General features: G+C 38.8%; 24 protein-coding genes. All 24 read left to right on the forward strand.

The window, feature by feature from the left end:
* The first annotated feature begins 40 nt into the window (after positions 1-40).
* Positions 41-688 carry a YdjY domain-containing protein gene (locus AYR53_RS03865; protein ID WP_068279212.1) on the forward strand — a complete coding sequence of 216 codons (648 nt, stop codon included), beginning with the start codon at positions 41-43 and terminating at the stop codon, positions 686-688.
* Positions 689-715: 27 nt separating this feature from the next.
* Positions 716-1,867 (forward strand): TVP38/TMEM64 family protein, encoded by a 1,152-nt coding sequence (locus AYR53_RS13775; protein ID WP_239690509.1) that lies wholly within the window; start codon positions 716-718, stop codon positions 1,865-1,867.
* A complete protein-coding gene (locus tag AYR53_RS03875; RefSeq protein WP_225418559.1) occupies positions 1,854-2,219 on the forward strand; it encodes a 4Fe-4S dicluster domain-containing protein in 366 nt (121 codons plus the stop codon). The genes AYR53_RS13775 and AYR53_RS03875 overlap by 14 nt, the downstream gene beginning before the upstream one ends.
* Before the next feature lie 5 nt (positions 2,220-2,224).
* A complete protein-coding gene (locus AYR53_RS03880) occupies positions 2,225-2,980 on the forward strand; it encodes a heterodisulfide reductase-related iron-sulfur binding cluster (RefSeq protein WP_068279209.1) in 756 nt (251 codons plus the stop codon).
* A 36-nt stretch (positions 2,981-3,016) separates the two neighbouring features.
* Complete coding sequence (locus AYR53_RS03885; protein WP_068279206.1) at positions 3,017-3,670, forward strand: TVP38/TMEM64 family protein; 654 nt, start codon at positions 3,017-3,019, stop codon at positions 3,668-3,670.
* Between the two features lie 15 nt (positions 3,671-3,685).
* Complete coding sequence (locus tag AYR53_RS03890) at positions 3,686-4,933, forward strand: ABC transporter substrate-binding protein (RefSeq protein ID WP_068279203.1); 1,248 nt, start codon at positions 3,686-3,688, stop codon at positions 4,931-4,933.
* Positions 4,923-5,801 carry an ABC transporter permease gene (locus tag AYR53_RS03895; protein WP_068279200.1) on the forward strand — a complete coding sequence of 293 codons (879 nt, stop codon included), beginning with the start codon at positions 4,923-4,925 and terminating at the stop codon, positions 5,799-5,801. The genes AYR53_RS03890 and AYR53_RS03895 overlap by 11 nt, the downstream gene beginning before the upstream one ends.
* The gene (locus AYR53_RS03900) at positions 5,798-6,592 is read left to right on the forward strand and encodes an ABC transporter permease (RefSeq protein WP_068279197.1); all 795 of its coding nucleotides are present in this window, start codon (positions 5,798-5,800) and stop codon (positions 6,590-6,592) included. The genes AYR53_RS03895 and AYR53_RS03900 overlap by 4 nt, the downstream gene beginning before the upstream one ends.
* A complete protein-coding gene (locus AYR53_RS03905) occupies positions 6,589-7,587 on the forward strand; it encodes an ABC transporter ATP-binding protein (RefSeq protein WP_068279194.1) in 999 nt (332 codons plus the stop codon). The genes AYR53_RS03900 and AYR53_RS03905 overlap by 4 nt, the downstream gene beginning before the upstream one ends.
* Positions 7,588-8,262 carry a TIGR04283 family arsenosugar biosynthesis glycosyltransferase gene (locus AYR53_RS03910; protein WP_068279191.1) on the forward strand — a complete coding sequence of 225 codons (675 nt, stop codon included), beginning with the start codon at positions 7,588-7,590 and terminating at the stop codon, positions 8,260-8,262.
* A gap of 4 nt (positions 8,263-8,266) precedes the next feature.
* Entirely contained in the window at positions 8,267-9,268 is a 1,002-nt protein-coding gene (locus AYR53_RS03915) for a phosphotransferase family protein (protein WP_082918541.1), read from the forward strand.
* Entirely contained in the window at positions 9,265-9,891 is a 627-nt protein-coding gene (locus AYR53_RS03920; protein WP_068279188.1) for a TIGR04282 family arsenosugar biosynthesis glycosyltransferase, read from the forward strand. Before AYR53_RS03915 ends, AYR53_RS03920 begins: the two co-directional genes overlap by 4 nt.
* Positions 9,892-9,893: 2 nt before the next feature.
* Positions 9,894-10,760 carry a nucleoside hydrolase gene (locus AYR53_RS03925; protein WP_068279185.1) on the forward strand — a complete coding sequence of 289 codons (867 nt, stop codon included), beginning with the start codon at positions 9,894-9,896 and terminating at the stop codon, positions 10,758-10,760.
* A 20-nt stretch (positions 10,761-10,780) separates the two neighbouring features.
* Positions 10,781-11,824, forward strand: coding sequence for a selenide, water dikinase SelD (gene selD / locus AYR53_RS03930; RefSeq protein WP_068279182.1), 1,044 nt, complete (start codon positions 10,781-10,783; stop codon positions 11,822-11,824).
* A gap of 21 nt (positions 11,825-11,845) precedes the next feature.
* Entirely contained in the window at positions 11,846-12,505 is a 660-nt protein-coding gene (gene yedF, locus AYR53_RS03935) for a sulfurtransferase-like selenium metabolism protein YedF (protein ID WP_068279177.1), read from the forward strand.
* Positions 12,506-12,521: 16 nt separating this feature from the next.
* Positions 12,522-12,800, forward strand: coding sequence for a putative Se/S carrier protein (locus tag AYR53_RS03940; protein WP_068279174.1), 279 nt, complete (start codon positions 12,522-12,524; stop codon positions 12,798-12,800).
* An 8-nt stretch (positions 12,801-12,808) separates the two neighbouring features.
* Positions 12,809-14,686, forward strand: coding sequence for a selenocysteine-specific translation elongation factor (gene selB, locus AYR53_RS03945; protein WP_068279171.1), 1,878 nt, complete (start codon positions 12,809-12,811; stop codon positions 14,684-14,686).
* A 9-nt stretch (positions 14,687-14,695) separates the two neighbouring features.
* On the forward strand, positions 14,696-15,844 hold the full coding sequence (locus AYR53_RS03950; RefSeq protein ID WP_068279168.1) for an aminotransferase class V-fold PLP-dependent enzyme: 1,149 nt from the start codon (positions 14,696-14,698) through the stop codon (positions 15,842-15,844).
* Positions 15,845-15,849: 5 nt separating this feature from the next.
* Positions 15,850-17,232, forward strand: coding sequence for an L-seryl-tRNA(Sec) selenium transferase (selA, locus tag AYR53_RS03955; protein WP_068279165.1), 1,383 nt, complete (start codon positions 15,850-15,852; stop codon positions 17,230-17,232).
* Positions 17,229-17,630: a hypothetical protein gene (locus tag AYR53_RS03960; RefSeq protein ID WP_068279162.1), complete on the forward strand. Its 402-nt coding sequence runs from the start codon at positions 17,229-17,231 to the stop codon at positions 17,628-17,630. Before selA ends, AYR53_RS03960 begins: the two co-directional genes overlap by 4 nt.
* Positions 17,631-17,654: 24 nt before the next feature.
* Entirely contained in the window at positions 17,655-17,963 is a 309-nt protein-coding gene (locus AYR53_RS03965; RefSeq protein ID WP_068279159.1) for a rhodanese-like domain-containing protein, read from the forward strand.
* Positions 17,964-17,993: 30 nt separating this feature from the next.
* Positions 17,994-19,427 carry a proline--tRNA ligase gene (proS, locus tag AYR53_RS03970; RefSeq protein WP_068279156.1) on the forward strand — a complete coding sequence of 478 codons (1,434 nt, stop codon included), beginning with the start codon at positions 17,994-17,996 and terminating at the stop codon, positions 19,425-19,427.
* Between the two features lie 310 nt (positions 19,428-19,737).
* A complete protein-coding gene (locus AYR53_RS03975) occupies positions 19,738-21,441 on the forward strand; it encodes an FAD-dependent oxidoreductase (RefSeq protein WP_068279153.1) in 1,704 nt (567 codons plus the stop codon).
* Positions 21,442-21,690: 249 nt separating this feature from the next.
* Entirely contained in the window at positions 21,691-22,506 is an 816-nt protein-coding gene (locus tag AYR53_RS03980) for a MurR/RpiR family transcriptional regulator (RefSeq protein ID WP_100077729.1), read from the forward strand.
* The last annotated feature ends 13 nt before the right edge of the window (positions 22,507-22,519 follow it).

Genomic DNA, 22,519 nt, shown 5'->3' on the forward strand with positions numbered 1-22,519 from the left:
AAAAGGGTATTAAATAACATAATATATAGGAGTGAACAAAATGAAGAAGAAACAAATTTTTATCAGCGTAATGACGGCTTTACTATTGGTATTAGGAATCGGATTTTCACTATCATCGAATAGTCAGGCGGCTACTAAATCTGTTGCGGGGTTAACAACAAGTAAACCAATTAAGTATGATAAGCAAAAGAAGGAAATAACAATCTTGACAACCGTTAACGGAACTTATCTGACACAACCAACGCGCCATGTTATTGTCAACGTTGATGGTTCTAACGGAAATAAATCATTGTTAAAAACAGAAGCAACACCGAAAGCATTTTACCAAGATCTTAAAAAAGTTGGTGCTAAGGCCGGGAATAATTTAACTGCAAAGTCCAAGGCCGGTTCAAAAATTAAGGGAAGTAGTCTAGCCGTTTATTTCCTAATTAATGGCAAACGCGTTAAGGCTGAAAAAGCAGTACAAGTTAATGGTAAGAACGTAAAAAACCTGGACTTTAAATTTGGTGGCAATATGACAACAAATAATAAAATGAAGACTGGCTGTGTACTTTGCTTTGACAGTTGCCCGGTAGGCATTGCTTCAGGTGCTAAATATGGTTTCCAATACGGCGAACATTTTACTGGTAAATCAAGTGTCTTACCAAAGGATGGTTCACAACTTGCTGTAGTGATCAAAGTGAAATAAGTAAAATTATCAAGAGAGTAGGGTACGATGATGACGAGATTGCGAATTCTTTATAATGGTGTTGTCATTGGGATATTGTGTGCACTGTTAGCGTGGCAATCAACTTGGTTACAAATGCGAATTTCATTAGGTTGGTTGATACCGGTAATTACGGTATTGGTATATTGCTGTTATTTATTTTATGGTAAGCATCTACAACAAAATTGGGCGATTTTTCGTTTTTCGGAGACGCTCATAATTTCTGCTGTTTCCTTTCTGTTACTGTTGGCCATTTATCAGTGGCATCCGTTAAGTGTTGTTTTAGGGGAAACAGTTCGTGAGTTATTTAATGCGGACTGGTCACTTTCAGTGACCGCCGGAAGTGTATTTGTACTATTAATTATCTGGCTATTGGTCCTTGCGCTAGATAGTTATCGGCACCCGGTACCTAAATTAAACCAAGGTGACCAAATCACTAAATTAACACTACAAAGTAAAATTAGTTTAGGTGTTACTATTGGCTTCATTATTTTATTGATTGCTGGGTATTATTTTATTCCAGGGTACCGACATTTTATTGATACGGTCAGCGTCATGTTGGCCAAGTTAGATATTAAAGCACTTCGGAATTATATTGCTGGATTTGGTATTTGGGGACCGTTAATTTCAACATTTTTAATGGTTTTTCAATCGATTCTTGCTCCTTTGCCGGCGTTTGTCTTAACCTTTGCGAACGCGTATCTTTATGGTTGGCTATTTGGTGCGGCGCTTTCCTGGTCCAGTGCTATGTTAGGGGCATTGCTATGCTTTTATATTGCCCGGGGAATTGGCCGACCATTTGCCGAAAAAATAGTTACCAAAAAGGCTCTAGCCAAAATGGATGGTTTCTTTAATGAGTATGGCGACTACACGATTATTGTGTTGCGTCTATTACCGTTTGTCTCCTTTGATGAAGTTAGTTATGGTGCTGGTTTTACTGATATGAAGGTTGGTAAATTCTTAATTGCAACTGGAATTGGCCAACTGCCGGCGACGATTGTTTATTCCTTTGTTGGTGGCAGTCTGGGTGGTAGTAAATTGATGCTGTTTATGGCATTGATAGCAGTTATTTTATTGGTTGTTGTGTCGTTGTTTGTTCGTAAAATATTACAAAAACGACAGGCAAAAAAGAAAATAGGTGTCCCGAATGATCAAGTATAGTGAAGAAACGGTTGCAAAGGCCCAATATATTGCTGATACCTGCTCGTCTTGTCGTCGTTGCATGCGTGATTGCATGTTTTTACGGCAGCAAAAAAAGGCACCGGATAAGATTTTCGGCGACTTTGTTGCGACCGGCGAAATTGATCCACTTGTTCCGTACAGCTGTGAACTTTGTCATCATTGCACAATAGTTTGTCCGTATAAGCTGGAAATAGCGGATGCCTTTTTAGCGATTAGACAGGATTTAATTGTCCAAAACAAAGGCCGGTTACCGCTGGAGCAATTACGTGGTGTCCGCTTTCACCAAATTTTTTCTAATTTTAGGTTATTTACTTATACAAGGAAGGGGTAAACAGAATGCGAATGGGATTTATGGCAGGATGTTCTTTGAGTGCTTATTGCCCAGAATATGTGGGTAAAACAGTTACTTACTTAAAGAGCTTTTACCCGGATCTATCAGTTATCCAACAGTGTTGTGGTAAACCGCTTTATTATATTGGTGAGCAAAAAAAGTTTGAAAAAAAGTTCAATGCACTAGTTGATACAATTGAAGATTGCGAAGTCGATGAAATGATCATGGCTTGCCAAGGCTGTCTAAGCATGATTCGTAAGACGGATAGAGTGAAAAGTGTCTCACTTTGGACAACGCTAGACCAAATTGGTTTACCAAAAGAAGCCATTGGTAAGGCTGCTTCTAGTGACATGGTATTTACAATCCAAGATTCGTGTCCGACCCGTCATGAAACAGACATTCATCAGGCCGTAATTCATATTTTGCGTGAATTGGGATATACGGTTAAGCTTGCTAAATCATCTGGCGAAAAAACGTTATGCTGTGGTTTAGGTGGCATGTGCGGAGTTACTAATCCTAAATTAGCTAAAAAGGCAATGACGCACCGGGTTAATAGTTTACCCACTAAAAATATTGTTACTTATTGTGCTTCATGCCGGTCTGCTATGATGAATGGCGGTGGCCAATCTTGGCACTTACTGGATCTGATTTGGGGCCCCGTTATAATGCAGGGTGATCATTGCCCAGAAAATGTACTTAATTCTACGTATACGTCTTGGAAGAACCGTTATCGAACTAAAAGGATACTTGAACATGCATAATAAGGTAGTTTTTGAATTCCTACATGAGGTGCAAGTATGAAGAAAGTATTAGCATTCATCACAATAATTATTGCGGGAATTGTATTATTTTATACAACTGGGTTAACAAAAGAGTTACAAAATGTGCCAGCAATGCAGGCCTGGTTTCAGCAGCAAGGCTGGGTAGGTTATTTTGCATTTATTCTACTTTGTATTATTACGGCAGTGTTTATGTTACCTGGAGGCTTGCTTGCGATTGTTGCTGGGATTGTGTACGGTGGTTTTATTGGTGGGTTGCTGACTGTAATTGGGAGTACAGTCGGTGCTAGTGTCTCGTTTATTTTAGGAAGAACGTTATTGAAGGATGCCATCATAAAAAAATATGGCAATCAACCGACATTTCAAAAAGTTATGCGCGGTGTTGATGAGAACGGTGTATCTTTTCTGATTTTAACGCGTTTAGTACCAATTTTTCCGTACGCGTTACAAAGTTATGCTTACGCACTGACGCCGATGCGTTTTGAACGGTTTTCAATTATTTCCGGAATTACGATGCTACCGGCCTGCTTTATCTATGCATATATGGCATCTGATATCCTAACCCAGGGATTAACGTTATCATTATCAATTAAATTTACAATTTTAGGCATTGTTTTATTCTTATTAACGTATATACCTAAAAAAATTGGTCAACACAAAAAAATGATTTAAATAGGAGTGGTTCTTTTGCGCGGGGGTAAACGATTAAAGCTATTGGTCTTGTTAGTACCGTTATTAATCTTAGGTGGCTGTGCGGGAAACAGTAAGGATTCACAATCGACCAATAAATTACCAACTAACTATCAAACGGCCTTAAAACAAGCCAAGGGCCAGACAGTAACCTATTATGGGTTTGGTGGTTCGGATACACAAAATCGGTGGATTGATCAGGTTGTGACACCAATGATGAAGAAAAAAGGAATTACCGTTAAGCGAGTTCCTATGGACATTGATACAATTCTTAATAAGTTAACAACCGAAAAAGAGGCCAATAAAAAACAAGGAAATATTGATGTTGTTTGGATTAATGGCGAGAATTTTTATAACGCTAAGAAGTTAGGTTTATTAGATGGGCCGCTAAATAATAAAATGTTACCCAATATGAAACGCTATATTTCTGCTAGTGATCCCGATGTTAAACGGGATATGGCGACACCAATTGATCAACTTGAAGTTCCTTATGGTAATGCCCAATTTGTAATGATTGGAAGCAAAAAAATGTTTAATGGTAACTACCCAACCAGTGCAGCCAAGTTACTGGATTGGGCTAAAGCTAATCCAGGTAAATTAACTTACGTTGCACCACCTGATTTTACAGGTAGTGCTTTTATCCGGAACATTATTTATGAAACGGTTGGTTATCAGGCGCTCAATGATGCGCCGGCAACAAAGGCAGGTATTTATAAAGTGATTAAGCCTAGCCTTGATTATTTAAATGAATTAAAGCCTTATTTATGGGAGAACGGGAAAACCTATCCAAAGACTACGGCACAAATGGATAAGATGTTTGCTGATCACCAAATTGCCTTAGATTTTTCGTACAATCCAATGTATGCTGCAACGCAAAAGTCTACCGGGCAATTTACAAATGATGCACAAACTTTCTTATTTGATAAGGGAACAATCGGCAATTATAATTATTTGGCCGTACCAAAAACGGCCCCTGATAAGGCCGCCGCAATTGTACTTATCAATACAATGCTCAGTAAAAAGGCACAAAGTGAGCAGCTTAGTTTGAAATATGGTGCTGCCATTCCACCATATTCGGCAAATAAAATGCCACAGGAGATTACGGATAAATTAAATGATTCTGCCGCCAAGAATAATACTGTACCAGTTAAAACACTGGCGAAGAAGCGAATTCCTGAGGTGTCAGGTAAGAAAATTCCAATTATTGAACAGCTTTGGAAGGAACATGTTTTAAATGCCAACTAAAAGAAAAATAATTTTATTATTGAGCCCGTTTTATTTATTTTTCACGCTTTTCTTTTTTAGTGCCGTTTTAAAATCATTTGTAACCAGTCTTGGTTATTATCCGATTGTTGGGCTGAAAAAAATTGGTCTTCAGTATTATGGATCAGCGTTTCATAGTGCAACTTTTTTGGCAAGTTGTGAGCGAACGTTCTTATTTGCTTTATTTAGTACTGCCATGGCCTGCCTCGTTGGATTGGGGCTGGCTTTTTTATTCAATGGCCGTAAAAATAACTTTACGCGTATTTTTTTTAAAATTGCGCAATTACCCGTGATGTTACCACATATTTTTATTGTTTTAGCGTTATTACAGTTGATCAGTCAAACCGGGCTTATTCCTAGTTTATTGGTACACTTAGGAATAATGTCCTCAATTAATCATTTTCCGCTTTTAGTTAATGATCCACTGCAAATAGGAATTATTTTAACTTATTTATGGAAAGAGATTCCCTTCGTGATTGTTTCTTTGGTACTCGTATTACGACAAATGGATGATCGTTATAAAATCGTTGCTACAAATCTTGGTGCGACTAAGTGGCAAAATTTTTGGCATATTTCATTACCTTTGATTCAACCAGCATTAATCAATGCTTTTATTATTAACTTCGCCTTTAATTTTGGCTCGTATGAAGTGCCATATCTTTTGGGTAATCAACAACGCGAATTGCTGCCGGTCTACATTTATGATCTTTACGTTCAAGGGGACTTAACGCAGTTACCATTAACCATGAGCCTTAACTTAATTTTGTCCCTTTTTTCAATCTTATTTGCGGGATTGTTATTAAAAATAGGGAGGTTTTTACCAGGTGGACATACGGGAGGTAGCAAATGAAAAAATTAACTAAACTGGCCCTTTTTTTAATTTTTTCTTGTTTTGTTTTCTTACCTCTATTAGTTATTGTCCTGTTGGCGGTGGGAAAAGGTTGGAATTATCCGCAGCTTTTGCCACAAAAAATTAATTTTGGTTCTTATTTCAAATTACTGTTCACAAATCACGAACTATTAGCATCACTCACTGCAAGTATTTCTTTAGCACTGGGCACCATTGTTCTGACCATTAGTATCGCGTACCCAACGGCTATTGCTTTGGCCTATTATCAATTTCGCGGGAAAAAATTATTGAATATTCTAGTCTATTTGCCGTTAATTATTCCTGGTATCGCTTTATTAACCAATGTTGATTTCATGATGATTAAACTGGGTTTGGATGGTAGTTTTCTCGGCGTCATTAGTATTCATATGTTATTTTGTTTATCTTATGCAATTAAACTACTAGTCGATAACTTGGCCCTTTTACATAATCGCTATGAGGTTGTTAGCCGGAACTTAGGTGCCTCTAGTTGGCAGACCTTTTTTCAGGTAACCCTTCCGTTAAGTAAGAACGGGCTACAAGGGGCCGTCATGATGACTTACATTGTTTCAATGACCCAATATTTAGCAACGCTACTGGTTGGAGATGGCAAATATTTAACCTTATCAGTGCGGATGTTTCCCTTCACGCAAGCCGGAAAATATAAAATTGCGGCCGTTTATGGCGTTACTTTCATGCTGGTTACATTAATTCCACTTTATTTGATTGATACTTGGATGACGCATCGGGAAAGGAGGGTGATCAGAGCATGACTTATTATTTGAATAATATTTCGCAAAAAAAAGGTGGCCAGCAGATTTTAAAGAAGGTTAATTTATCGATCAATGATAATAGTATTTTTGCTATTTTGGGCCCATCAGGTAGTGGTAAAACATCTTTACTAAATATTTTGGCCCGAATTGATCATCCGACTGCGGGGACCTTCACCGGTGACAATGAGCAGAAACCCAAGGGGATTATGGTGTTTCAAGATTATCGTTTGTTTCCCCACATGACCGTTTTTCAAAATATTGTTTTTGGACTGAAAATAAAGAAAATCAAAAAAGCAGAAATTAGACAACGTGCCGAACGGATCATGATGACAATGGAGATTACGGAGTTGGCCAAACGGTATCCGGATGAACTATCTGGTGGGCAGCAACAACGTGTTGCATTGGCCAGGGCCCTAATCCTTAACCCTAGTCTACTTTTAATGGATGAACCTTTTTCTAGTTTGGACGAGGGCCTGCGAATGGAAATGTTGGATTTTGTAAAAAAGTTACAACAGCAATTTAAATTAACGGTTATTTTCGTAACACACTACAAAACCGAGGCCTATCTGTTATCAAATCAAGTGGCAATTTTAATTAACGGTCAGATCATGCAAATAGATACACCAAGAAAATTGGAGCAAACACCTGCTAATTTGGCAGTGGCAAAGTTTCTTGGTCAGGCTAATTTTATTCAAGGTAGTTTTCAACAACATCAATTTGTATCGTCTATTTATACCGGTGATAGTGACTTTCGGGGCACTGGGCCAGTTAAGGAAGCAACCTTATACATACCATTTGTTGGATCAATTCAGTTAGCAACCACTGCCTTTTCTGCCTTTAATGGCGAAATTATCGGAATCACTTGGATTGGTGATAGTGAACGCGTCACAATTGCAGTTGGCTCGGAGATTATTTACCTTAATTTACCCGTTGATAGTGTTCAAATTAATACAAAAAAGCAGTTCTATTTTAAACGGTTACCGGTGGTGTACTAAATGTGGTTAACAATTATTGTCCCGATTTTTCATGATGATCCAGCAGTAAAGCAACTAGTGGTGGAATTAGAACGTTGGGGATTAGAGCACGTGGCAGTTGTAATTGTTGATGGTGAGCAACGTAAGCGACCTGAATGGTTACCCCAAAATTTTCACTATAGTAATAACGGCGTGCCGAATCGGGGACAACAGCTTCGGCTAGGTGGTTCAGTAGCCCAGAGCCCAAAATTATTATTTTTACACGCGGATTCACGTTTTCCGATCGGATCGCCCTTACCAGTATTACGTGAAACAACGGCCAAAGTAGGATTCTTTACGCTTCATTTTAACGATAAATCACGTTTCTTTCGCGTAATAGCGTGGGGGTCAAATTTACGGGCACGTAAATTCAAACTAATTTTTGGTGATCAGGGCCTTTTTGTGACTAAGACAATTTATGAAAAGAGTGGTGGTTTTCCAGTTCAACCACTGATGGAAGATTTTGAGTTTAGTCGGCGGTTGGCCAAAATCGATTCAGAATTCATTCAATTTCCGTTACCAATTTTAACAAGTGCCCGTAAATACAATCGCGAAGGACGGTTTAAAACGTTCTTCAAAATGCAATGTTTGAAATTACTTTACTTACTGGGCTTTAGTCCCACAATATTAAGTCGCTTGTACTACCGAAGGAGATGAAATAGTGGCCGAACAAATAATTGAAAAAATTGGTCGTTATCTTAGCCAAGAACAAATAATGGCGCAACTTGATTTGGCTCCGATTAAAGAAATTTCATTTTTAGCGCAAGGAGAATATAATCGGAATTTTTTAATTACCGATACTACTAGTAATAAAATTGTTTTTCGCATGAATTATGGCTCACAAATTAATGTTAAGCAACAAGCACGCTATGAGTACCATGCATTACAAATTCTTTATAAGAGTCAACATACACCGGAGCCACTTTATTTAGATGATACCAAGCGTTTTTTTCAACACGATATTCTAATTGAAACTTTTTTACCTGGAGAACCATTGGTCTATCATCGTGATCTACACCGAGCAGCAGAAATCTTTGCTGCGATTCATAATTTACAATTGAAGCCGGCGGCCTACGCACAGTTGAAAAGCGAAACTAAGATTTGTTCGGCCAGATTAAACGAAGCAAATCAGCTATTGAAAGCGGTTAGAGATTCATCTAAAATAAATAGTGAGCAATCTGATTTATTATTTGCTTTAAAAGATTGGTGTACGCAGCATAATGCAGATGAACACTTCTTGGATCAACCGATGTGTTTGGTTAATACAGAGGTTAATTCAAATAATTTTCTAATTACGGCAGATTATGGGTGGCTGATTGATTGGGAAAAACCCGTTATTAGTAACGCTGTTCAGGATTTGACTCAGTTTATCGCGGAAACAACAACTTTATGGCGTACGTCAGAAAGGCTAACGACGGAACAAACTAGACTATTTCTGACCACCTACGCTAAGTTAACGGGCCAAAGGCGGCAGCTGTTAGAAACTAATATTAATTTATATATGCCGTTCTTATTATTACGCGCATTATCATGGTGTGGCATGTTAGTAGCTACTTACGCCGATAAACCAATCCAAAATGTTGAAATCTTAAAACGGTGTCAATCATTTTTGCAGTTAGATTTTTCGGTACCATTATTAAAAAAATATGGGGTGAATTTGTGAACAATAGCGCATATATCATCTTTTCCAAGGTTCCTGAACCAGGTTACGTAAAAACCAGATTGGAGCCTGATTTGACGGCAATTGAGGCGGCAAGAATTCAATCGATTATGCTGGCCCGTTTAGTTAGTCTTAGTCAAAAATTGGCTAAAACAATGACTATCTTTTTGGCTTATCAAGGCCATGATTTGACTCAAACACAGTCATTTTTAGCCAGTTTACCGGATTGGATTCAGGTCTTTCCGCAAGATGAAGGTACCTTAGGCTTGAAAATGAGTCATGCTATTCAAAGGGTTCAAGATCAGGGTTATCAAAAGGTTATTTTAACTGGTAGTGATATTCCACAATTAACTGTTGCAATGATTGAATCTGCTACACAAGCCTTAGGACAAAACGATGTCGTTTTAGGGCCAACATTTGACGGGGGATATTATCTATTTGGTACTAGTGGTTGTGATGCTGCCCCCTTTTTAAATACAGATATTTCTTGGAGCACGGCTAGTGTTTTGGAAGCAACAGTGCAATTACTACAGGAAAGTAATCAGCAATTTCAGTTAATGCCAACGCTGCTTGATGTTGATTTTAAGGCAGACGCGGATCAAGTTGCCGAATTTATTAAAGGATAATTATGAAATTAATTTATGACTGTGATAATACAATTGGATTAGCGGGGAAAGATATTGACGATGGGCTAACCTTACTTTATTTAGGTCAGCAAACTAACGTTGATCTACTAGGTGTTACGCTTACCTTTGGCAACGGTACGGTAAAACAGGCCGTAGAACAAACGAATGAATTAGGTCCATTATTTGGCTTAAAACTCAATACTTACGCTGGAAAAGAAATGAATTCTTCAAGTGCACCGATTTCGGCAGCGGGAAAATTTCTGGTTGATTCAGTTAGAAAATATCCCCACCAAATCACTATTTTAGCAACGGGAAGTTTAGCTAACCTAGCTGAGGCAGCACAATATGAAGCGGATTTTTTTAAACTGGTTGCCCGGATCGTTGTGATGGGCGGACGGTTTAAGCAACTAACTGTTAAAAATACTTTAGTTAATGAATTGAATTTTTCAATCGCACCTGAGGCGGCCCACTGTGTGCTGACTGGTGGGGCCCCACTCTTAATTGCTAGCGGCCAGTACCTTTCTAAAACACTGTTTAAGCGGGCTGAACTGAACTTACGGCAATCAAATAAGGAACGTTACCTCTGGTTGAAAAAAGCTATCTTGGATTGGATGAAGGTAAATACGGCCATGTGGCAAATTGATGGTTTTATTAATTGGGATGGCATGACAGCATTGGCCTTAATTCATCCTGAATATTTTTCATTTAAAACGGTTACTTTGACGATAAGTGCCCAAGAGTTAAAATCAGGTCTGATTAAACAAACGGATATTTCTAGTGATAATAGCGTACAAATATTGACCGCAATTAACGATTTGTCTACTTTAAATCAGCAATTCTTAGCAACATTAAACAAATATTTGGTATAAGAGAGGAGTATTTAATAATCATGGACGAAAAAACGCAAGCTGAGCAACTCATTGTATGTGGCGGTTGTAACGCCAAAATAGGGCCTGGAAATTTAGCAGAAATTCTAAAAAAACTACCAACCAGTAAACACGATAAGAATTTATTAGTTGGCTATGAATCAACTGATGATGCGGCGGTTTATCAGATTGATAGGAATACTGCTTTAATTCAAACACTAGATTTTTTTCCTTCAATGGTAAACGATCCTTACTTGTTTGGTAAAATAGCGGCGGCCAACGCCCTAAGTGATATTTTTGCCATGGGTGGGGATGTTCTTACTGCACTAAATATTGTTTGTTTTCCAGAGAATATGGATGTGAAAATCTTAGAACGGATACTTAAAGGAGGTGCTGAAAAAGTTTCTGAGGCTGGTGGAATACTAGCTGGTGGGCATTCCATTCATGATCGGTTACCAAAGTACGGTTTATCAGTTATGGGTCGAGTTGCACCAGATAAAATCTTAAAAAATAATACGGTGGCCGATGGCGATGTCCTAATTTTAACCAAACCATTGGGTGTAGGTATTGTGACCACTTCTTATGGTGCAGGTGAGGCCTCAGAGGCGGCTTTCAACCAAGCAGTTGCCTCAATGACAACTTTAAATAAGTACGCGGCCGATATTATTCGCCAGTACTCAGTTTCTAGTTGCACCGATGTTACTGGTTTTGGTCTTGCTGGTCACTTAAGTGAAATGTTACACGGTGAATTTAAAGCACAGTTGACGGCGGAGAACATTCCAATGATTCCTGAGGCTTATAATTATGCGGAAGAGTTTCTCATAACTGCTGGTGGTCAGCGAAATCGGAATTATTTAAAAGGGAAAATTAGGTTCGACCTTGACGACTATGCATTAGAAGAAATTGTTTTTGATCCACAGACCTCAGGCGGTTTACTGGTTAGTGTACCAGCGTCTGTAGCACCAAAATTATTGCAGGAATTGAATACATTAGAATTACAGTCAGCAATTATTGGTCACGTTACAAAAAAAGCTTCAACAGATGACGTCGAAATTATCGTTAATTAAATTTTAAGGAGATAAATAATTATGGAAAAAATAAATGCACTTGGTCAGGCTTGCCCAATTCCAATTATTCGGACAAAAAAGGCATTACGTAACAATGATTCAGTTCAGATTGTTGTCGATAGTGATATTTCAACACAGAATTTAGAAAAAATGGCTAAACAATTAGGTTATTCCTATAATATGCAACAACTCTCTAAGGAAAGATTCCAAGTTGATATTAAGAAGCAAGGTTCAACTGGTGAAAATAAGGAAACTGCTCAAGCGGCGCCAGTTGCTGTAGCAGAGGATTCCGATGAAGCAATGCCTCACGTTGAACAGGCAGAGTTGGCACAGGTTCGGTTGTCACAAGGGTACATCGTGGTTGTAAACACAGATATCATGGGCCGCGGAGATGATGATTTAGGTCGGACATTATTAAAAGGATTCATCAATTCAATGACTGAACAGGATGTTCTGCCAGAATATATGATCTTTTATAATGCTGGGGTCAAGTTATTAGCCAAGGATTCCGATTCAGTCGAGGACTTAAAGGTTTTGGCTGATAATGGCGTTAAAGTACTAGGTTGTGGCGCCTGCGTTAATTTCTATCATTTAGAAGATAAGCTTGGTGTTGGCGACATTACAAATATGTTTAGAATTGTTGAATTAATGCGCGGTTCACAGCGAATCGTTCGACCTTAAAGGAAAGCGATTAAAAATGGATAAAGAATTTGGTTTGGTGGTCTTTGACGCAACTCATGACGCCATAAAAAGTGAAGTCTTAACTAAGGAAAATAACTTTAAAACGCGGGCATTAACCACTCCAGGGCAAATTGTGGCTGGTTGTGGGATTAGTTTGCATTATGAACTACCAGAAACACAAGCAATCAAGCAATTGCTTGCCGATAAAGATATTCGTTACAAAGCTTTTTATAAAGGATATCGGCGGGGAGTTAAGAGCTCATACGAAAAGTTATTCGATTACGCGGGAAAGTAGGCTGAACATTGAAACACATTGTAATTGCAACGGCCGGACATGTTGATCACGGGAAAACGACTTTAATTCGGGCGTTAACCGGAATTGAAACTGATACCACCACTGAAGAAAAGAAACGTGGTTTAACTATTAATTTAGGATTTGCGTTCTTTGATCTTCCAAGTAAACAACGTGTAGGAATTGTTGATGTTCCCGGACATGAAAAATTCTTAAAGAACATGATCGCTGGGTTAGCCGGTATTGATATGGTATTACTCGTTGTCGATGCTGGTGAAGGTGTTATGCCGCAGACAATTGAACATGCTGAAATTTTAATGTTGCTTGGTATTAAAAACTTTATTATTGTGCTGACTAAGGCGGACACCGTCGATAGTGAGATGCAGGAATTGGCCATTGATGATGTTCGGACAACGTTTGCGGGTACTATTTTGGAAAAAGCACCCGTTGTTATTACCGATGCCGTTTCTGGAACTGGTTTACATGAGCTCACGCTAAAAATTGATGAAATGGCCAAGAACATTACACCGCCTAAAAGCGACGGGAATCCACGTTTGAACATAGATCGTGTATTTACCTTAAAGGGTTTTGGAACCATTGTAACCGGAACTTTATTGGGTGGCCAAGTAGCAATCAATGACGAGTTAATTGCTTACCCCAGTGAGGAGCGTGTTCGTATTCGCAATATTCAAGTGCATGATCAGGATGAGAAAATAGCATTGCCCGGTCAACGAACTGCCTTGAATTTAAACGTTAAGGCCGATCAGCTATCCCGGGGGGACGTTTTAACTTTATTAGACAATGTGGAACCCACGTGGATGCTTGATGTGCAATTACAAACGTTAGATGTTTCCGATGCTGCACTGGAACTTCAAGATCGAGTTAGGGTTTATGCTGGGGCCAAAGAAGTACTTGGCCGGATTTACCCCTTAGGAACGGAAGAAGTGCAAGTAAACGGTAAAACTTTTGTTCAAATTCGTTTAGAAGAACAGATTGCTTTAAAAAATGGCGATCGCTTTGTTGTCAGAACGTATTCGCCAATGAAAACAATTGGTGGCGGTGTAGTGTTGGATGCTAATCCCCGCCGACATCATCGCTATGATAAGGGAATATTACGTACTTTATCCATTCGGGCGACTGGCGATAAGGCGGCTATTTTAAAAGATTATTTATTAACCAGTGAAAAAATGTTTAATAGTTTGGCCGATATTGCGAATGTTTTGGATTTAAAACAGAGTGAGGCCCAAAAATTATTAGGGGTATTAAGTAAAAATGGCAAGATAAACAAACTAGGTAATGAATATACGATTAGTGAAAAACTTCAAAAATTACAGGACTGGCTGGTCAGTGAGCTACAGGACTTCCACCAACAATTTCCATTAAAGGTGGGACTAGTTTTAGCTGAAGTTCGTTCCAAGATAAATGAACAAACTAATAGTGATTACAGTAGTGATGTCATTGACTATTTATGTGCGGAAAAGGTAATCAAGCAACAAGCAGGTTTTGTTTCTTTATATGCCTTTAAGCCGATTTTTAATCCGGAACAACTAAAGCTAAAGGCGCAACTTGAAAAAGAATTAACGGCCACTGGGTTTACGCCACCAAGTTCACAAGAGTTAACTAATGGTCAGCGGCAGGCAACGCAGGTTCTGGATGCGCTAGTGGGAACAACAGTTGTGCGACTTAATGATGATGTCGTTATCTCAAGTACCTATTATCAAAAAGCCGTTAAATTGGTGACTGATTTTATTCAGAAGAACAGCCAACTTAGTTTAGCCGATTTTCGCGATATCACTGGTTCGAGTAGGCGTTACGCTATGTTAATTTTGGAAAAAATGGACAAAGATGGGATTACTAAGCGCGTTGAAAACAAACGTGAGTTAAGGTGAGGTGGCAGTATGATTTATCTTGATAATGCAGCAACAACTTTAGTTAAACCTAAGGCCGTTGGTAAGGCCGTTTTTGACGTCATTGATCGTCAAATTTATGGTAATCCATCTAGAGGGGCTCATCAGTCCGCTATCAATGCTTATGAAGTTGTTTTCAAAGCGCGGCAGAAAATTCAGCAATTATTTAATGTACCAAGTGAGTCGTTAGTTTCGTTTACAACCAATGCAACTGAAGCACTAAATATTGCGATCAAAGGCTTACTTAAGCCAGGCGATCACGTTATTGCAACAGCCTTTGATCACAATTCGGTATTACGGCCAATTTATCAATTAGAAGCGGCCGGTGTTGCGCATAGTTTTGTTGGTCTTGACGCCAAAACGGGAGAACTGCAGTTAAATCAACTAGCTAGCTTATTACAGACTAATACTAAAATGATCATTTGTACGCATGCTTCCAATGTAATTGGGGATCTAGTGGATATTAAACGAATCAGCGAGTTTTGTCAGCGCCACCACCTATTATTTGTTTTAGATGCTTCACAAACCGCTGGTGTAGTACCAATCGATATGCAGGCCAGTCACATTGATGTACTATGTTTTACTGGACACAAGTCGCTATATGGACCACAGGGGACCGGTGGGATTTGTTTTTTGAAGCCATTACAAATAACACCGTTATTGTCAGGCGGCAGTGGAATTGATTCTTTTAATCATTCACAACCACCATTCATGCCAGAAAGGCTAGAGGCAGGAACTTTGAATGTGCCGGGGATTGCTGGTTTGTCCGCTGGTGTTGATTATTGCTTAAAACAAGGTGTCAGTGAGTTAGGTTCAAAGGCTTTAAAACTAGCGGACCAATTTATTTTAGCGATGGCCGGCCTTGATAAGGTTGAAGTATACAGTCATTTAATGCAGCCGCATACTGCTACGGTAGGAATTAATATTGCTGGACTTGATTCATCCGAAGTAAGCGACCTATTAAGCGAACAAGGAATTGCAACGCGACCTGGTGCTCACTGTGCGCCATTAATCCACGAGGCTTTGGGAACCAAACAAAGGGGAATTATACGGTTTTCATTTTCTAGTTTCAATACGGCTGAAGAAACTAAACAAGTTATTGCGGCCGTTACAGAAATTACAAAATCGATGGAGGAGTAAATTAAATGAATGAGGACTTATTTCAAAGTTTACCTTCTGTGAATGAGCTGCTATCTAATCCAGCAATTGTCGAATTGCAACAACAATTTGGTAGTGGTTTAGTTAAACAGCAAATTCAACAAGTACTGAATAATAAGCGGCAGCAAATTATCCAGGGGGAAAAACCTACGTTGGCCACTACTGATTTGGTTGTTGCCGTTAAGCAGCAAATCCATGATAAAACGGTCATGTCACTACGTCCGGTAATTAATGCAACTGGGGTTGTTTTACACACTAATTTAGGCCGTTCACTATTGAGTCCTGAAATTAAACAAGCCGTTAACGAAGTAGGCTTTCAGTACTCCAATCTGGAGTATAATCTTAATGAAAAGGCTCGGGGACAACGGTATAGTCATGTTGAGGCACTTATTCGCGATTTAACGGGAGCAGAGGATGCCCTAGTAGTGAATAATAATGCTGCCGCCGTGATGTTGGTTTTGGATACACTAGTAAACCAAAAAGAAGTAATCGTTTCTCGAGGTGAACTAGTTGAAATTGGAGGCTCCTTCCGCATACCTGAAATTATTACAAGTGGTGGCGGGATACTCCACGAAATAGGCACCACAAACAAGACCCATTTAGTCGATTATCAGCGAGCGTTAAGCGATGAAACAGGTGCAATTTTAAAAGTTCACACTAGTAATTATCGAATAGTTGGCTTTACTGAAAGTGTAGCTTCACAGGATTTATCTAAGCTTGCTCATGAGGCGCAAGTACCGTTAATTTACGATCTTGGTAGTGGTTTGCTGGTTGATTTGAGTAAATTTGGTTTACCTGCAGAACCTTTAATTAAGGAAGAACTTAAATGGTATGATCTAGTTACTTTTTCTGGTGATAAGCTATTAGGTGGCCCACAGGCGGGCATTATTGCCGGCAAACGTGACTATATTGAACGGCTAAAGCATAATCAATTGTTGCGTGCATTACGAGTTGATAAACTTACGTTGGCTGCATTAGAGGCCACACTACATTTGTATGAAAATCCGGAAAAAGTTATTCAAAAAATACCAACGCTACGGATGATTACGTTACCTTTGGCCGAATTGCAGCAGCACGCCCAAAGATTGAGTAGTGCCTTAAAGCAAATTAAATCGCTTAAGGTAACGACTTTGGCTGGCACCTCACAGGTAGGCGGCGGCTCGTATCCGGGCTACCTGTTACCGACCGAATTGGTTGCCGTTACACCCACCACAATTTCGGCAACTAAGTTAGAAAGTAAACTACGTATTAGTGATTCCCCAATTATTGTGCGGCTTGAAAAGGGACAAGTACAATTTGATGTTAGAACTTTGCAAATAGGTGATGATGAAAAAATCGTTAGACGAATTAGTCAGTTGATGAGATCATGAGTAAATTAACTAAACGTTTATTAATCGTTCTTTTAGTAATTATGCAACTTATTTTCTTATGGGTGCCAGTTGAGTTGCGGACACTATACAATACGCGGCTAGGGTTTATGCGTCAAATCTTATTTATGAATGAGACCTATCCCGTTCATTTAGTAGAGTGGTTGTTTTGGCTGTTAGTGCTTCTAACACTGTATTATTTGATCACTTTAAGTTTAAAACGGCATAAAAAATGGCAGATTATTAGTTGGTTGTCCGTCGGCTGGTTATTATTGGTTTTACTGGTGATCATCATTGCCGCCTTATTAACAGCTGCAGGGGCACCGCTTCATTTTTATAATTTGGCCTGTTGGTGTGTCGTTTTGATAATGCAGTTATTAATGATTAAAGTGGCTTTATAAAATATTTAAAAAGGAGTTTTTAGGATGGCTTTTTTTACACGTGTAGAAAGTATTTCAACGGATACCTTACAGCAACTTTTAGTTAAAAAGCCACAAATTGTGGATGTTCGGCGTCCAGATGAATACGAGGCAGGACATATTCCGGGAGCGCTTAATTTTCCGTATGAACAAATTACGGAATACCACCCGACGACTAAGGTGTATCTAATCTGCCATTCTGGAGTACGCAGTAAGCGAGCGGCTAAAAAGCTTAAGGGCCGCGGCTACGATGTAGTCAACGTTTTAGGCGGTATGGTTGCTTGGAATGGAGAAATAAAAAAGGGTAACGACTAATCCATTATTATATGAAAGTGAAGGCGTAAAATGGCTAATAAGAAAGATTTCGTAAAGGAAATAACGGCACGTGATGATGATTTTGCAAAGTGGTATACCGACACTGTTTTAAAGGCTGGCATGGCTGATTATTCACCAGTTCGTGGCGCAATGATTATTTTGCCTTATGGCTATCAAATTTGGGAGAACATCAAGCAAGAATTTGATGGTATGTTGAAAAAGACCGGGCATGAAGATATGACAATGCCGTTATTAATTCCAGAAAGTTTATTGGTTAAGGAAAGTGAATTAATCAAAGGCTTTGCACCTGAAGTTGCGTGGGTAACTCAGGGTGGTACGGAAAAGCTTCAGGAACGTTTGGCCATCCGACCGACTTCCGAGGTTCTTTTTAGCGATTATTACGCCCGTGCGGTACATTCTTATCGTGATTTACCACTTAAATATAATCAGTGGGTCAGTGTTATGCGCTGGGAAAAGACAACTCGGCCATTTTTACGAACGTCAGAGTTCTACTGGCAAGAAGGCCATACTGTTCACGCAACAGCACAAGAATCCCACGATGAGACGCTTTCAGTACTAGATATGTATGAAAAAGTGATTAACCAATTCTTAGCAATTCCGACACTCAAGGGCCAAAAAACCGAAAGTGAAAAATTTGCTGGGGCTTACCAAACCTTTACCCTCGAATCAATGATGGCCGATGGTCGTGCTTTACAATCGGCAACTTCGCATGATTTTAATGATAAATTTGCTAAGGCCTTTAACATTAAATACTTAGATAATAAGGGTAAACAGCAGTATGCTTACCAGACTTCATGGGGGCTATCGACACGAATCATTGGTGGTTTAATTATGGTTCATGGTGATGATCGCGGTTTAAAACTACCCCCACGTGTGGCACCAACACAAGTCGTTATTATTCCAATCGCACCAAATGAGGAAGTTCTCCAAGCGGCAACTGAAATTATGACTGATTTACAGGCGGATGTTCGGGTCTCAATGGACCAAAGTGATAAAAAACCTGGTTGGAAATTTAATGAGTACGAAATGCGCGGTGTGCCTGTTCGATTAGAAATAGGACCACGTGATTTAAAGCAGCAACAAGTTGTACTTGTTCGCCGCGATACCGGTGAAAAGATTGTGACACCAATCGCTGACGTACATACTAAAGTAAATGAATTATTAGAAGAAATCCAAGCAAATCTTTATCAAATGGCCAAGGATCATTTAGATGCTAATATATTCACTGCAACTGATATGACTGAATTTAAAAAGCAGTTAGGGAATCATCGTGGTTTTGTTAAGGCAATGTGGTGTGGGGATCCTAAGTGTGAAGCTGCTATTCATTCAGAAACTAAAGCAACAGCACGCTGCCTTCCTTTTAAACAGGAACAATTATCTGATAAATGTGTTTATTGTGGTAAACCGGCCAAAAAATTAGTGATTTGGGCGCAGGCTTATTAAAAACTGTTTTTTATAAGTATCATTCACCAAATTAAACCAACTGTGTTAAGTGAAGAAACCCACCTTTTTAAGTATATTCGGACCAAATTAGTCAGGAAAATGCTAATAAGGGTATTTTCCAAACATGACCTAGATGTTCTTGAAATGCGTTTTAATCACAGTCAAGTTTACACAAGGTTTGTTTGGTGCTGGGAAAATTAAAAATGTAAATCAAATTTTACGTATTTAGTGTTGTAGACCAGTATGTATCTTACCCTAGAATCGATTCTTACAAGTTACTTATAAATAAAAACCATAGGAGGAAGTTAGCGTGGGAAAGAAAATAGTAATCGTCGGCGGTGTTGCCGGCGGTGCATCAGTTGCAGCGCGAGTACGTCGTTTGGATGAAACGGCCGAAATTACAATGTTCGAAAAGGGGCCTAACGTCTCATTTTCAAATTGCGCTTTACCTTATTATCTTAGTGGAACCGTTAAAAACGCGGCCGATATTGTTTTAATGACGCCAGAAAAATTTCAACAGCGCTATAATATTAACGCACGAACGGAAACTGAAGTTATCGACGTTGATCCTGAAATGCAGATTGTAACGTATATCAATCAACGTACGGGTAAGCAGGCACAACAAAGCTATGATGAACTTTTTCTTGCTCCAGGTGCAACACCTATTTTACCCCAAACAATTAAAGGTATTACAAACGCAAATGTTTTTACGGTTCGTAATGTTCCGGATATTGAAAAATTGCAGAATTATTTGGTTGATAATAGTATTCAAAAGGTAACGGTAATTGGTGGCGGCTTTATTGGTTTGGAAATCGCTGAAAATTTAATTAAGGCTGGTCGTAAGGTAGCTTTAATTGAGGCGACGTCCCACGTTATGCAGCCGCTGGACGAAGATATGGCACAGATTCTGCATAAAGAATTAGTCGATAATGGGGTCAATTTAATTGTGTCCGATGCCGTTACCGAAATTAGTAAAGATGAAGTCACTTTAAAATCAGGTAAAAAGCTTGCGACCGAAGCAGTTGTTGCGGCAATTGGCGTACAACCAGAAGTTACTTTGGCCAAGAAAATTGGTGTACATTTAGGTGAAACTGGCGCCATTGCAGTTAATCATCATTACCAGACTAATTTACCCCACGTTTATGCCGTTGGTGATGCCATTGAAGTAACCAATATGTTGACGCGTAAAAAGCAACGTCTGGATTTAGCTTTTCCTGCACAAATGGAGGCTCGACATGCCGCTGACCATATTTATGGTCGAACCACACAACAGCGCGGTGTTTTAGGATCACAAGTAATTCGATTGTTTAATTTAAATGCCGCTTCAACTGGATTAACTGAGAAACAATGTGATGAGCAAGGCATTGAATATAGTGCGGTTACTGTTATTCCAAAAGATAAAGTTGCTTTAATGCCAAATGTTCATTCGTTATTTCTGAAGTTGGTTTTCGGATATCCAACTGGGGAAATACTTGGTGCCCAGGCAATTGGGATGAGTGAAGTTGATAAGCAAATTAACGTTATTGCAACCGCAATAACGTTACACGCTCACGTTGAAGATCTACAGGATTTAGAACTTTGTTACCAACCACTTTTTAGCACAACCAAAAATGCGGTTAATTTTGCTGGTTTGGTAGCAACTAATATTCTAAATGGCGAATACAAACAGGTACCAGTCAGCGCCGTAAGACAACTAGTTAAGGATAAAGCATTTATTATTGATGCTCGTGAGCGTGATGAGTATGCTCAAGGGCACGTTAAGGGTGCTGTCAATATTCCACTAAGTGAATTTAGAGATCGTTTGAGTGAGGTTCCTAAGGATCAACCAGTATACGTGCATTGTTTAACTAGTCTTCGTAGTTACAATATGGTTAGAGCGTTAGTTAACTTAGGGTATACAAATGTGCATAATATTGTTGGCTCATTCCTTGGAATATCGGAATATAATTATTATCATGATTTAGTCGATGACCGTGAGTCAATTGTTGATCATTATAAATTTGATTTAGACTAATAGGCTTTTGTGCGATTGGTTTATTTGAAAGAAATAAAAATATAAATAGTGGCGCTTTAATTACCGCGAAAATAGCTTTAAAATAATTGTGGCTGACAGTTGTTTTAAAGCTATTTGTTCAATTTGCTTGTCATTCACAAGAAATTGTAATTAAATTTGTTTGAAAAATAAAATAGATGGGCAAAATAATTGAATTGTGCTAGGTTAAGACCATAAGCGCCACATTTCTAAATGATAGGAATGATAATGATGAAAAGTCTTGTACAACTTGTTGAATATCAATATACTACTTTTTCACGACAAGAACGAAAAGTTGCTCTAAAAGTGATTCAAGAGCCCAGAAACGTACAAAAAATGAGTATTACCCGATTGGCCCAGGCCACTGGGGTTAGTAACGCCACGATTACTAGATTTGTAAAGAAAATGAATTGCACTAATTTTTATGATTTTAAGTTGCAGTTGGCACAAGCGGATAGTGTAAATGTTGATTTACCAACGAAGGGGACAATTCCTGATGATGTTTATAACTTTTACCAGAAGGTGCTAAAGGCAACACAACAATTATTGGATCCGGCAATTCTAAAGCAAATCGTCTCGCTTATTGCACAAAGTGACCGTTTATACTTATTCGGTTTAGGAAGTTCGGGTTATACGGCCAACGAAATGACCCAACGTCTAATTCGAATGGGAATCACGGCGTTTGGGATGACGGATAGTCACATGATGTATATCACTAGTGGTATTATGAAAAAAGGCGATTTGGTATTAGTTTTGTCTAACTCAGGAAACACTCGTGAGGTAAACGAGGCAGCAAAAGTGGCCCAAAAAAATAACGCTAAACTGGTTGCTTTGACTGGATTTAGTAAAAGCCCACTAGCCGAATTATGTGATTTATCGATAATAGTTAAAAACAGTAATTTTGTTGATAACAGTCGGTTTGTTAATTCACAGTTTGCTATGACTTACGCACTTGATATTATTACGACAATGTTATTGGAAAACGATAATTATCGGGTGAAAATGGATCAGACGATTGAAATGATTATGAATAATAAACTTAAATAACTAGCTAACAAAG

The organism is Loigolactobacillus backii, assembly GCF_001663675.1.
Taxonomy (GTDB): domain Bacteria; phylum Bacillota; class Bacilli; order Lactobacillales; family Lactobacillaceae; genus Loigolactobacillus; species Loigolactobacillus backii.